This is a genomic window from Haemophilus paraphrohaemolyticus (assembly GCF_002015045.1).
Lineage (GTDB): Bacteria > Pseudomonadota > Gammaproteobacteria > Enterobacterales > Pasteurellaceae > Haemophilus_A > Haemophilus_A paraphrohaemolyticus.
The window spans coordinates 506,004-518,914 of record NZ_MUXX01000012.1 but is presented as its reverse complement, the minus strand read 5'-3'; the positions used below and the strand labels follow the sequence as shown (position 1 = coordinate 518,914).

13 protein-coding genes are annotated in these 12,911 nt (G+C 39.6%); 10 read left to right on the top strand and 3 right to left on the bottom strand.

What is annotated here, in order from left to right:
• Positions 1 to 81 precede the first annotated feature (81 nt).
• Entirely contained in the window at positions 82 to 894 is an 813-nt protein-coding gene (znuC, locus tag B0184_RS07920; RefSeq protein WP_005707987.1) for a zinc ABC transporter ATP-binding protein ZnuC, read from the bottom strand.
• Between the two features lie 209 nt (positions 895 to 1,103).
• Between znuC and mepM the strand changes: the two genes are divergently transcribed.
• The 7 genes from mepM to B0184_RS07890 all read left to right on the top strand — a co-directional run bounded on the left by mepM (position 1,104) and on the right by B0184_RS07890 (position 9,137).
• Complete coding sequence (mepM, locus tag B0184_RS07915) at positions 1,104 to 2,492, top strand: murein DD-endopeptidase MepM (protein WP_005707999.1); 1,389 nt, start codon at positions 1,104 to 1,106, stop codon at positions 2,490 to 2,492.
• An 18-nt stretch (positions 2,493 to 2,510) separates the two neighbouring features.
• Positions 2,511 to 3,224, top strand: coding sequence for a bifunctional protein-disulfide isomerase/oxidoreductase DsbC (gene dsbC / locus B0184_RS10675; protein ID WP_005707991.1), 714 nt, complete (start codon positions 2,511 to 2,513; stop codon positions 3,222 to 3,224).
• Positions 3,225 to 3,227: 3 nt separating this feature from the next.
• A complete protein-coding gene (recJ, locus tag B0184_RS07910) occupies positions 3,228 to 4,943 on the top strand; it encodes a single-stranded-DNA-specific exonuclease RecJ (RefSeq protein WP_005707989.1) in 1,716 nt (571 codons plus the stop codon).
• Between the two features lie 144 nt (positions 4,944 to 5,087).
• On the top strand, positions 5,088 to 5,936 hold the full coding sequence (locus B0184_RS07905; protein ID WP_005707979.1) for an OmpA family protein: 849 nt from the start codon (positions 5,088 to 5,090) through the stop codon (positions 5,934 to 5,936).
• Positions 5,937 to 6,025: 89 nt separating this feature from the next.
• Entirely contained in the window at positions 6,026 to 6,844 is an 819-nt protein-coding gene (locus B0184_RS07900) for a pyridoxal phosphatase (RefSeq protein WP_005708025.1), read from the top strand.
• A 20-nt stretch (positions 6,845 to 6,864) separates the two neighbouring features.
• Complete coding sequence (gene narQ / locus B0184_RS07895) at positions 6,865 to 8,577, top strand: nitrate/nitrite two-component system sensor histidine kinase NarQ (protein WP_005708005.1); 1,713 nt, start codon at positions 6,865 to 6,867, stop codon at positions 8,575 to 8,577.
• Positions 8,578 to 8,624: 47 nt separating this feature from the next.
• A complete protein-coding gene (locus B0184_RS07890) occupies positions 8,625 to 9,137 on the top strand; it encodes a GNAT family N-acetyltransferase (RefSeq protein WP_005708027.1) in 513 nt (170 codons plus the stop codon).
• Positions 9,138 to 9,207: 70 nt separating this feature from the next.
• On the opposite strand, the gene B0184_RS07885 is transcribed toward B0184_RS07890, so the two are convergent.
• Positions 9,208 to 9,591, bottom strand: a complete 384-nt coding sequence (locus B0184_RS07885) for a cytochrome b562 (protein WP_005707988.1) — start codon at positions 9,589 to 9,591, stop codon at positions 9,208 to 9,210.
• 142 nt (positions 9,592 to 9,733) lie between these two features.
• On the opposite strand from B0184_RS07885, the gene trhP reads away from it, so the two are divergent.
• Complete coding sequence (trhP, locus tag B0184_RS07880) at positions 9,734 to 11,128, top strand: prephenate-dependent tRNA uridine(34) hydroxylase TrhP (protein ID WP_005708018.1); 1,395 nt, start codon at positions 9,734 to 9,736, stop codon at positions 11,126 to 11,128.
• A gap of 61 nt (positions 11,129 to 11,189) precedes the next feature.
• On the top strand, positions 11,190 to 11,585 hold the full coding sequence (locus B0184_RS07875) for a hypothetical protein (protein ID WP_039851035.1): 396 nt from the start codon (positions 11,190 to 11,192) through the stop codon (positions 11,583 to 11,585).
• A 67-nt stretch (positions 11,586 to 11,652) separates the two neighbouring features.
• Here B0184_RS07875 and grcA read toward each other — a convergent pair whose 3' ends face one another.
• Positions 11,653 to 12,039 carry an autonomous glycyl radical cofactor GrcA gene (grcA, locus tag B0184_RS07870; RefSeq protein ID WP_005708007.1) on the bottom strand — a complete coding sequence of 129 codons (387 nt, stop codon included), beginning with the start codon at positions 12,037 to 12,039 and terminating at the stop codon, positions 11,653 to 11,655.
• A 200-nt stretch (positions 12,040 to 12,239) separates the two neighbouring features.
• On the opposite strand from grcA, the gene ung reads away from it, so the two are divergent.
• On the top strand, positions 12,240 to 12,911 hold the full coding sequence (ung, locus tag B0184_RS07865) for a uracil-DNA glycosylase (protein ID WP_005707994.1): 672 nt from the start codon (positions 12,240 to 12,242) through the stop codon (positions 12,909 to 12,911).

Genomic DNA, 12,911 nt, shown 5'->3' with positions numbered 1-12,911 from the left:
ATGTTATCAGGTTGTACCTCCCCCTCTTTAGCAAAGAGGGGTAGGGGAGATTTGGCAGAAGTTATTGACGAAGAAATTTATTTAATTACACTGACAAACTCCACTACATACATCACCGTGTAAATTATGATGATGGTTATGATGGTGCGAATAAAATGCCACATTTTGAGCAAATTGGTCACCAAAGAAGTGAATGAAGTGAGGATCGTTTGTAATGACCTCGGGCGTACCCGCGCAGCAAATATGGCGGTTCACGCAAATGACCTCATCGGTATTCGCCATCACAATATTGAGATCGTGTGAAACCATTAAAATCGCACAGTTGAGCCATTTTCTCGTATTGTTTAAAAGCTGGTGAAGTTCTGTCTGCCCTGAAATATCCACCCCTTGCATCGGCTCATCTAGCACTAAAAGTTGAGGCCTGTTTAAAATTGCCCGAGCCAGCAGCACACGTTGCAGCTCCCCGCCAGATAACTTCTGCATACTATTTTGTGCTAAATGTTCAATTGAAAATAGCTTTAATGCTTCATCAATCGCAGAAGGTTTGCAATTGGGCTTAAGTGAAAGAAATTTTTTGACAGTAATCGGCATTGAGTGATCAAGATGCAATTTTTGAGGCACGTAGCCAATTTTTAGCCCTTTTTTATGTTCCACCTTGCCTTTGGTTGGTATCAGTAATTTAAGTAAAACTTTTAATAAGGTCGATTTTCCCCCGCCATTTGGTCCAACAATGGTCATAATTTCGTTGGCGTAGATGGTTAAATTGATATTTTTTAACGCCTTATTACCGTTAAATTCCACTTCAATCTGCTTAAGTGAAACTAATATTTCGCCTTTAGTTTGGCGGAGCGATTTTCCTGAACGGGGTAGAGGCGTGATTTGATGTATTTTCATACTGTTTTCATAAAAAATTTAGGGATTTATTTGGTCGCTCAACTTAACGGATTTTTATCTAAATGACAAGATGGAATTTTTCTTTTACAATCTTGTCGAAAATTTTCAGTAAATTTACATAAAAACGCACAGGATAGATTTTGTCACGCATTATTTTCGCAAGGGATCGAAGACGGAAGAAAAAGAAAATTAGAATATTTCTGTTTTTGATGGCGGTACTCTCTATTGGTATTGGCATTGCCCTTTCATTAAAAAAACAAACACCATTGAATGCGTCATCGCAAGAAAATGTCATTATTTTAGATGATTTAGATAACGATATTGTCGATGATGTGGAAAGCACGAATTCAGACACTGAACAAGCAGAGAAAAAACAAGATTTAACCGAAGACCCTAATGCTACTTCTTACGATGATGAATTAGCCTCTGAAGATGATGAGGAAGAAGGTAAAGAGGGTAAGCCCAAAGTGGCACAAGAAAAATTGCCAGAAGAAGCAGAGCAATTGATTAGCGATATTGTCAATATTGCCGATGAAGCATTACGCATCCAAGATCAATTTAGCTATGTGGTGATCAATGGCGATAAATTAAGTGATGTGCTTGAGCAGTCAGGTTTGGGGGACGATGATGCAAAAGCCTTAATTCGCCAATATCCCACATTAGGCAAGCTTGAAGCAGGACAACAATTCTACTGGGTGTTAGACAACTTTGGTGAATTGGAATACCTCAATTGGTTGGTCTCTGAAAAAGAAGAACGCATTTATGAACGTCAAGAAAATGGCAAGTTCAGTTACCAGCGCATTGAGAAAAAAGGCGTTTGGCGACAAGATGTGATAAAAGGGGCGATTCAAGGCAGTTTTACCACCAGTTTGCGAAATGTAGGGTTATCAGATCGCCAAATCAATCAACTAGCGGTTGGATTACAATCACAAATTGCAACTAGCAAAGTGAAAAATGGCGATCGTTTTGCAATTTTAGTTCGCCGAGAATATATTAATGATGCGGTGACTGATATTGGTAATGTAGAAGGAATTTTGATTGAAAGTGGCAATAAACGCTATTATGCCATCCAAGCTTCAAATGGGCGTTATTATAGCAATCACGGGGAAACTCTGACTAAAGGCTTTGCACGTCAGCCGTTGTTGTTTACCGCTCGGGTTTCTTCACCGTTTAATCCTCGTCGCTTGCATCCCATTACCAAACGCGTTCGTCCGCATAATGGGGTAGACTTTGGGGTTCCAACGGGTACACCAATTATCGCACCAAGTGATGGTGTGGTTGAACATGTGGCATTCCAAGCGAAAGGGGCTGGACATTATATTAAAATTCGTCACGGACATATTACAACCGTCTATATGCACTTGAGTAAATCGCTAGTAAAAGTAGGGCAAACGGTGCGAAAAGGGGAGAGAATTGCGCTATCTGGCAATTCGGGCGGTTCGACAGGGCCTCATTTACACTATGAGTTTCATATCAATGGTAGACCTGTGAACCCAATGACGGTGAAATTACCAGGTTCTGGTTCAGATATGGCAAGTAAAGAGCGTAAAAATTTCTTAGAGCGTGCGAAAAACGTTCAAGAGAAACTTAAACTTTAAAACATAAAGTAGGAAATTATGAAAAAAAATCAGATGGCAAAATTAGGCTTTGCCCTATTCTCAGCAGGATTAATCTCTGCAAATGTAATGGCAGATGATGTGAACTTAAAAGCAACCTTAGAAAAAATGGGGGCAACGAATGTTCGCATTAGTGATTCGGCAATTCCCCATTTTAAAACGGCAAGCTCAAATGAAGGTGTGGTTTATATTAGTGATGATGGGCGCTATGTCTTAAATGGTCAGATCCAAGTATTAGAAATCAAAAATGGCAAAGTGACTGATATTACGCATCAATCCAAAATGGCAGAGCTAAATGCGTTACAAAATGAGATGATCACGTACCCTGCTAAAAATGAAAAGTATGTGGTGAATATTTTTATGGATATTACCTGCCATTACTGCCATTTAGTGCATCAACGAATTAAAGAGTATAACGATGAAGGCATTACTCTTCGTTTCCTTGCTTTCCCTCGCGGTGGAATGAACACGCAAACGGCAAAACAGATGGAAGCAATCTGGACGGCAATGGATAAAGTGAAAGCGTTAAATGATGCAGAAAACGGAGAATTACCAAAAACATTAAAAAACCCGAATATCGTGAAAAAACATTATGACTTGGGTATTCAGTTTGGTGTAACAGGCACGCCTTATATGGTCACCGAGACAGGTAGCGTGATTGGTGGTTATGTGGAGCCAAAACAGCTTGCGAAAATGTTGGCAGAAGAAAAATAGATTGTGCAAAAAATTATAAAAAAACGACCGCTTTTAACTCAGGAAAAACTCTCTGATCATCCGCTTTTAAACCGCTTGTATCAAAGTCGAGGCGTTCAATCTCCTCAAGAATTAGAGCGAACATTGAAGTTTTTACATCGCCCAAAACAGTTGGCGGGCATTGAACAAGCGGTCGAAATTTTAGTGCAAGCCTACAAAAAGCAATTTCGGATTGTGATTGTAGGCGACTTTGATGCGGACGGGGCAACCAGTACTGCATTAACCTTATTGGCATTACGCCAGTTCGGTTTTAGCCAAGTAGAATATTTGATTCCCGATCGTTTCTTGCAAGGCTATGGATTAAGTTTAAGCGTAGCGGAAATGGTGGTGATCAAAGGGGCAGATTTGGTGATTACCGTTGATAATGGCATATCCTCTTTTGAAGGGATTGATTATCTAAAATTGCATGGAATCGAGGTTCTAGTTACCGATCATCATTTACCGGCAGATAGTTTCCCTAAAGCAGATGCGATGGTTAATCCCAACTTACCCTATTGTGAATTTCCTTCAAAATCCTTGGCAGGCGTAGGCGTCGCGTTCTATGTAATGCTAGCACTACGTGGCAAGATGCGAGAAGAAAATCTATTTACGGGCACAGAACCCAATTTAGCTGAATTGCTTGATTTGGTCGCACTGGGCACGGTTGCCGATGTGGTGCCTCTTGATCACAATAATCGTATTTTAGTCCATCAAGGATTAAGCCGTATTCGTTCTGGGGCTTGCCGTGCAGGGATTAAAGCCTTGGTAGAGGTGAGTAAACGCGATTTAAGTAATTTACAAGCGGCTGATTTAGGTTTTGCAATTGCACCGCGATTAAATGCAGCGGGGCGATTAGAGAATATGTCTCTCGGTGTAGAGTTACTAATTGCGGATAATATGGATTTAGCTCGGCAATTGGCATTTGAGCTTGATAGCCTCAACCAAACTCGTAAAGAGTTTGAGCAAGAGATGAAAACAGAGGCTTTGTCGATTTGTGCAAAATTGCCAAAACTCTCGCAAAAAGAGCAAGCCCACGGCATTACGCTTTATCAGCCGGATTGGCATCAAGGCGTGATTGGTATTTTGGCTTCGCGCATTAAAGATCAGTTTCACCGCCCTGTGATTGCCTTTGCCCAAGAGAGTGAAGAAAGCGAATTTATCAAAGGTTCTGCACGTTCTATTGCAGGTTTGCATATGCGAGATGTATTAGAGCGAATTGATACACTTTATCCTGATTTAATTGTGAAATTTGGAGGGCATGCAATGGCGGCAGGTTTAACCATTCACCAAGATCACTTCTTTAAATTCCAGAAAGTTTTTGATGAAGTGATTAACGAAATGATTGAACCAGATCTATTGCGAGGTGTGATTTACACCGATGGCGAATTACAAGCGGGCGAATTTTCCTTGGAAACTGCAAGTTTATTACAACAGGCAGGACCTTGGGGACAACATTTCCCTGAGCCAACGTTTGAAGGCGATTTTAAAATCCTGCAACAGCGGTTATTAGGTGGATGCCATCTAAAAATGATGGTAGAAAACCAACAAGGTATGTTGTTGGATGCCATTTGGTTTAATATTGATACCCGATTGTTCCCTGATCTTTCGATTAAACAAGCCAAAATAATTTACAAACTTGACATAAATGAGTATAAAGGTAATAAGAATTTACAGTTACGTGTAGAAAATGTAATTGTTTAATAATTATATTGAATAAGTATAGAAATTCATTGCGTAGTATTGTAGAATTTTCGCGATTCATCAAAATCTAGTTAAGTATACTGGTTGGATTTTGAGAAAATTCGCCTTACTAAATAGTGTCTTTATTAATAAAGGAATAAAAAAATGAAAAGAACAACAGTTTTTCGTGGTTTGTTATTATCAAGCGTAGCGATTGCAGTTGCTGCGTGTGGTAATTTAAGCAAAGTTTCAGATGAAGGTTTTATTGAGAATCCTGTATTCCCTAAAATTTCAGAGTCAGAATTCAATCACGATGGTTCACAATTTGGTTCATGGCCAAACTGGGAAAACGTTCGTCAAATTGAACGTGGTATGAATAAAGATCAACTTTATTACTTAATTGGTCGTCCTCACTTTGAAGAAGGCTTATATGGCGTTCGTGAATGGGACTACGTATTTAACTACCGTGAAAATGGTGTTCACAAAATCTGTCAATTCAAAATCGGTTTTGACAAAAATATGAATGCACAAAGCTTCTTCTGGTATCCAAACGGTTGTAACGGTAATGCATCATTCAACTTAAGCGGTGACTTCTTATTTGACTTCGACAAAGATACCTTAACAACAAAAGGTAAAGAAGTTGTTGATAACGTTGCAGTACAATTAAAATCTTCTGGAGCACAACAAGTTAAAGTAGCTGGCTACACAGACCGTTTAGGTTCAGAAGCTTACAACTTAAATTTATCTAACCGTCGTGCAAATGTAGTTAAAGAGCGTTTAATCCAACAAGGCGTAACTGCTCAAATCGAAGCAGTTGGCTATGGTAAAGCAAATCAAGTTAAAGCATGTGAAGGTTTGAAAGGTCAAGCTGAGAAAGATTGTTTACGTCCAAACCGTCGTGTAGAAATTTCTGCAAATGGTGGACTTGTAAAACAAAGCGAAGGTGGTAACGTTGCAGGTCCTAACGGTCCAGCACCACTTTACCAAACACCAGCATATAACTCTGGTAAATAATTTACAGGGTTTATAGAACTGAGTAGAATATAAGGGTAGCCAATTGGCTACCCTTTCTTTTTCATTTTTTCAAACACAAAGGAACTTTTATGAAATATCAAGCCATTGCCTTTGATTTAGATGGCACATTACTTTCCCCGAACGCAACCATTCTGGAATCAAGCAAACAAGCGATTCAAAAGGCAAGAGAAAAAGGCATAAAAGTCTATTTTGTAACAGGTCGTCATCACACCGCCGTTCGTCCTTACTATGCAGAAATGAATTTAGATACACCAGTGGTTTGCTGTAACGGTACTTACCTCTACGATTTCCAAAAAGATGATGTATTGGAAAGCAATCCACTCACGCCAGCATTAGCTTCGATGCTGATCAATAATGCACAAGCAGAGGGCATCCACGTTTCTGTCTATTTCCGCGATGCAATGACCTACGAGGAACTTAACCCGCATTTTGTTAAATTACAAAAATGGGTGGATTCTTGCCCAGAAAATGTGCGACCTGATGTGCATCAAGTCGAAAAATTCCAAAAAGAAATCGATAATGGCACGACGGTGTGGAAGGTGCTAATTAGCGATCCTGATTTAGCCAAAATGCAAAAGTTTGTCGATGCGTTACCGCTTGATCAAGTTAGTCCAGAATGGTCTTGGGTCGATCGTGCTGATATTACTGCCGTTGGCAATAGCAAGGGGGCGATGTTAGCGAAATTACTTGAGCGTGAAGGTATTAACCCTGCTCAGGTCGTTGCCTTTGGAGATAATTTTAACGATATTTCGATGTTACAACTTGTAGGCTTAGGCATTGCAATGGGCGGTTCTGAAGACGAAGTGCAACAAAAAGCGGATAAAACCATTGGCTCGAACAGTGAAGATAGCATCGCTACAGAACTTACACAATTATTCCAACTTTAAGAGACCCCCGATAATCTTCAATGAACACTTTTGTTGTTAATCCTAAAAATTCTATTGCCCGCCGTATCGGGCTTTATTTCTTCACCATTATTGCTTTTGCGACCCTGATTAGCGGCATTTCGCTAGGTATTATGTGGAGTAACCACGCAGACGCTCGGTTGATTAACGTGGCAGGTTCGTTGCGCTATCAAAGCTACCGTTTCTTGCACGAAATGGAATTCCATCCTGAAATCCGCGGCTCACGTTTGGCAGAATATCAAGCTAGTCTTAATGCCTTATATGAAGAGCTCCATTCCGACTGTGCCCCTGAGAAAGTAACACAAGGTTATCAAAATCTCAAAGCACATTGGTCTCAAATGGCGACTTATATCGAAATGCAAGATAAACGGCAATATCTCAGCAATATAGAGTATTATGTCGATGAAATTGATACTTTTGTGAAGAATTTACAGAAATTTGCTGAACAGAAATTGATGATTGCGATTGGCGTAATCGCTATTTCGATGTTGCTTATTATTGCCCTAGCTTATTATGGCGTTTGGTACACACGCCGACGCATTATTCGACATCTTGATCAGCTTGTGCTTGCTAGCCAGCAAATTCAACAGGAAGATTTTAACCATGTAGAACTTGCGATTAACGAACCCAATGAGCTAGGCGTGTTGTCAAAAACCTTTACTCAAATGGCAAGCGAATTGGAAAAATTGTATAGTTCACTGGAAGAAAAAGTGGCAGATAAAACGCGTCGTTTGACCGCTGTAAACCGCTCCATTATGGTGCTTTATCACTGCTCGCAAATTTTAACTTCTAAGCCTATTAGCAAAGATCTTCTGCATCAAGTGTTGGAGACAGTTCTGGATAATGAACAGCTCAAAGGCATTGCAATTGAAGTTTATGGGGCAGATTATTGGAATGTTAAGATTGATCAAGATTTGCTTTCTAGCCATTGGCAACAACACGAAATAGCGATTGAAAATGAAAAAATTGCGATGTTACGTTGGAAACCTTCCTTACTTTGCCCTGATGAGCGCTTAATTCAGAGTGTGTCAGAAATGATTGGGCGAAGCGTTTATGTCGTGAAAAACCATAAGCAGCAACAGCAACTTATTTTGATGGAAGAGCGGTCGATTATTGCCAGAGAATTGCATGATTCTCTAGCGCAGTCGCTTACTTTCTTTAAAATTCAGTTGAGCTTACTCAAACGTAATGGCGAAAAGGCTCAAGATTGGCAAAAACAAGCGAGCATTCTAAATGATTTAGAAAAAGCACTGAACGATGCGTATAGCCAACTGCGAGAGCTACTTTCAACATTCCGCTTAACCATTGAAGAGTCTAATTTAACCAGCGCATTAGAGCGAATGTTGGACACCTTACGTGCCCGCACGTCTGCCCAAATTCGCCTAAATTGTAAACTGCCTTCGCTGATGTTTAATGCCCAAGAGCAAGTACACGTATTGCAAATTACCCGGGAGGCGGTCATCAATGCTATTAAACATGCTGATGCAACCGAAATTGATGTGCTAGCCGACACCAATTCAGAAGGCGAGCACTATCTGATTATTCAAGATAATGGTAAAGGCGTTGAAACTGTTTTAGAGCCTGAAGGGCATTACGGCTTAACCATTATGAAAGAACGAGCTGCCGAATTAAATGGCGAATTGAGTTTCAGTAATCGTTCAGATGGCGGTTTTCAAGTAATGATTGTATTGCCGAATATGTTAGGGCAACGCTAATACGATAAGCGGTTAAAAAATTTCACTATTTTGAAAAAGGACAGAGAATGCAGATCCGAAAATCAATAGAAACTGATTTCCAAACCATTTTAGATATTTATAACCAAGCGATTCCAACCCATCAAATCACCGCGGATCTTGAGTTAGCTAGCACGGAAAACCGCCGAGCGTGGTTTGATTTCCATCTTTCAAGCGAGAAATATCCGATCTGGACGGTGGAAGATGAAGCAGGGATTGCAGGGTGGTTTAGTTTTTCCCCTTTTTATGAGCGCCCTGCTTTTGTGCATACGTCTGAGATTAGCATTTACTTAGATGCCAGTGCGAAAGGTAAAGGCTACGGCTCAAAAATTATCGAATTTATGCAAGCCGAAATGTTGAATCATCAGATTCACACCTTGATGGCTTATGTATTTGAGATGAACCAAGTAAGCCAAAATTTAATGTTTAAGCACGGTTTTGAGCAGTGGGGACGTTTTCCCAACATCGCGAATATGGGCAAAGATGAACAGAATAATGACAAATGGCGGACGTTGTTGATGTTGTCGTATCAGAAAATTTAGATTATAGATGATATTGCAAAACGGAAGCTTAAAGCTTCCGTTTTGCAAACATATAATGGTTCAGAATGGATTATTTATATTCTTTATGATATTTTTTTCTCATCTCATCAAGCTGTTCAATCATCTCTTTCGCTTCTGCTAAATTGCCCGCTTTAGCTTTTTCGTTGGCTTGATTTACCACATCAATCACTTCTTGTATGCCTGCTTGGTAGCCTTTGAAACGTTCTTGATCATCTCCTACACTTTTTGGCATCGTATGTTGAGCATCTTTTGAATATTCGATAAATTGCTCAGCAGCAGCTTGGAATTCCTCGCTGGTTTGAGATTGGTTAAGAGCGTTGAGTTGCTTTTTCATTTGAATCATCTCTTTCATCACGCCAGCTGAAAGTGCATTTGTAGAAAATGCGAATAATCCCACCATTAGAGAAGTTTTTAATAGTGTTTTAAGCTTCATTTGAAATCCTTAAAAAGAATAAATAAAAGAAGTGCTATTTTAATGGAACAATTACTTGCTACAAAGGGGTATTTCTTAGAAAATAATGCTTTTATACCTTTCATTATGAAAGGTGCTGACTTGTAATCAGAAGAGAGTAATCATGACTTTAAAATACGCAAAACCAGAATTATTATCGCCTGCGGGCACGTTAAAAAATATGCGATATGCCTTCGCTTATGGAGCGGATGCGGTGTATGCAGGGCAACCTCGCTATAGCTTACGTGTACGTAACAACGAATTTAACCACGCAAACCTTGAAATTGCGATTAAGGAAGCACACGAGCTTGGCAAAAAATTCTATGTGGTAGTGAATATTGCACCGCATAACTCTAAGCTCAAAACCTTCATTAAAGATTTACAAGTGGTTGTAGATATGAAACCCGATGCATTGATTATGTCAGACCCTGGCTTGATTATGCTTGTGCGTGAACATTTTCCAGAAATGGATATTCACCTTTCCGTGCAAGCTAATGCGGTAAACTGGGCGACGGTAAAATTCTGGAAACAAATGGGCTTAACCCGCGTGATTTTATCGCGTGAACTCTCGCTAGAAGAAATCGAAGAGATTCGCAAACAAGTGTCAGATATTGAGCTAGAAATTTTCGTGCACGGCGCGTTATGTATGGCATATTCTGGTCGTTGCTTGCTTTCTGGCTATATTAACAAACGTGACCCAAACCAAGGTACTTGTACTAACGCTTGCCGCTGGGAATATAAAATGGAAGAGGGCAAGCTGGATGAGGTGGGTAATATTGTGCCAAAAGAAGATACGGTGCAAAAATACCAACCTGAAATTGAAGTGACCAATGTTGCTCCAACACTTGGAGAAGGTTCAACGACCGATAAAGTATTCCTTTATACTGAACCAAACCGCCCAGACGAGCAGATGACTGCCTTTGAAGATGAGCACGGCACTTATTTTATGAACTCCAAAGATTTACGTGCGGTGCAACACGTAGAACGCTTAACCCAAATTGGCGTGCATTCATTAAAAATTGAAGGTCGTACTAAATCATTCTATTATTGTGCAAGAACCGCCCAAGTTTACCGCAAGGCGATTGATGATGCTGCAGAGGGTAAACCATTCGATAAGAGCTTATTAGATACGCTTGAAAGCTTAGCACATCGCGGTTACACCGAAGGTTTCCTTCGTCGTCATACGCACGATGAATACCAAAACTACGAATACGGCTATTCCATTTCTGAACGTCAACAATTTGTGGGTGAATTTACGGGCAAACGCAATGCGGAAGGCATGGCGGAAGTAGCAGTGAAAAATAAATTCTTAGTCGGTGATTCAGTTGAGATGATGACGCCAAAAGGTAATATTGTGTTCAATATCAACCGCTTGTTAAACCGCAAAAATGAAAGCGTGGAAGCAGGATTAGGAGATGGACACTTTGTGTTCCTAGATGTGCCTGCAGATATTGATTTAGATTTTGCGTTGTTAATGCGTAATTTAATTGATACCAATACGAGAAATCCGCATAAATAAAGAATGGGTGGGATTTATCCCACCATTTTTATAAAATAACATTGATGATTGAAAAGCGATAATGAAAAAATTTGTCCTGTTTCTTATTTGTTTTCCTTTTTTATTTCTAGCTGGATTGCAAATCTCTTTTTATGTGGAGTCATATTTATTACAGCCTGAATTTAGAAAAAGAGCAGATATTCTTATTGAATGTATTAGCAAATATAAAGAAGAGAACGGGATATATCCAGATGAAGATTTAAGGCAGGAGTTAAACTGTGTGCCTGATGCCATTGTTCAATCGAATGAAATGCTGAATTCAGAAAGCATTGCAGGCAAAGGGGCGTTTATTCTTATGGAATTATTTGGTGGTGAAAGAGTTCTTGTTATCGGGAATTGGTATCCACCGAATTTGATTTATCACTTTAATTCAAAACAATACGAAGAAAATTCAACGCTTTTTTCGGATTCATTGTAAATAAGTTGGATATAAAAAAGACGGGTATAAAACCCGTCTTTAAAATAGCTTAACAATCAGCTCGTAATTATAAGCTTTCTGTGAAAGTACGAGTAATTACATCGCGTTGTTGTTCTGGAGTTAATGAGTTGAAACGAACTGCGTAACCAGAAACACGAATAGTTAATTGTGGGTATTTTTCTGGGTGTTTAACCGCATCTTCTAACGTTTCACGACGTAAAACGTTTACGTTTAAGTGTTGACCACCTTCAACTTTGATAGTTGGAGCAACATTTATAGGCACTTCGCGGTATGCGATTTGACCTAATTCGCTGATTGCAACAACTTGGTCTTCTTTGTAAGCGTCGCCTTTAACAGCGATACAACGAGCTTCGTTTTTCTCGTCGTCTAATAACCAGAATGAGTTTAATAAGTTGCTGTTTGTTGATTCAGTAATTTGAACACCTTTAATCATTTTAAGACTCCTAGTATAAGGGATTGAAAATAAACTATAAAAAAATTTGAAAGATTCAACTTTTTTTGAATGAGGGCATTATACCCCTATCGAGATAGAAAGCGATAAAAATTTGAACATTTTTGCAAAAATAGCGTTAATTGAGTAAAAATAATACAGATTATGTATTTATATTCACTGGTTTCGCATAGGAGGTTATTATGAAAACGTGGAAAGAAGCTATTGGCGAAGAAAAAGAGAAACCTTATTTTCAACAAATTTTGCAACAGGTGCATCAAGCCCGACATGCTGGCGTGACGATCTATCCACCGCAAAATGAGGTGTTTAGTGCCTTTTCTCTCACCGAGTTTGATCAAGTCAAAGTCGTGATCTTAGGGCAAGATCCCTACCACCGCCCAAATCAAGCCCATGGCTTATCTTTTTCTGTCAAACCGCCCGTCGCTCCGCCTCCATCGCTTATCAACATTTATAAAGAGTTAGCAACAGATATTGAAGGTTTTGTTATTCCAAAGCACGGCTATTTGGTCAATTGGGCAAAACAAGGTGTGTTGTTGCTCAACACAGTGCTTACTGTTGAAGAGGGTAAAGCCAATTCGCACGCTAACTGGGGCTGGGAAACCTTTACTGATAAGGTTATTGCAAAGCTCAATGCACATCGTGAAAACATTGTTTTTTTACTTTGGGGAAGTCACGCCCAGAAAAAAGGGGCATTCATCGATCGTAATAAACATTGTGTTTTAACTGCTTCTCACCCATCGCCTTTGGCTGCTTATCGCGGCTTTTTTGGTTGCCACCATTTTTCTAAAGCGAATGAATATTTGAAAGCACACGGAATGGCGGAAATCAATTGGCAGCTTCCGCTTGAGGTGTAA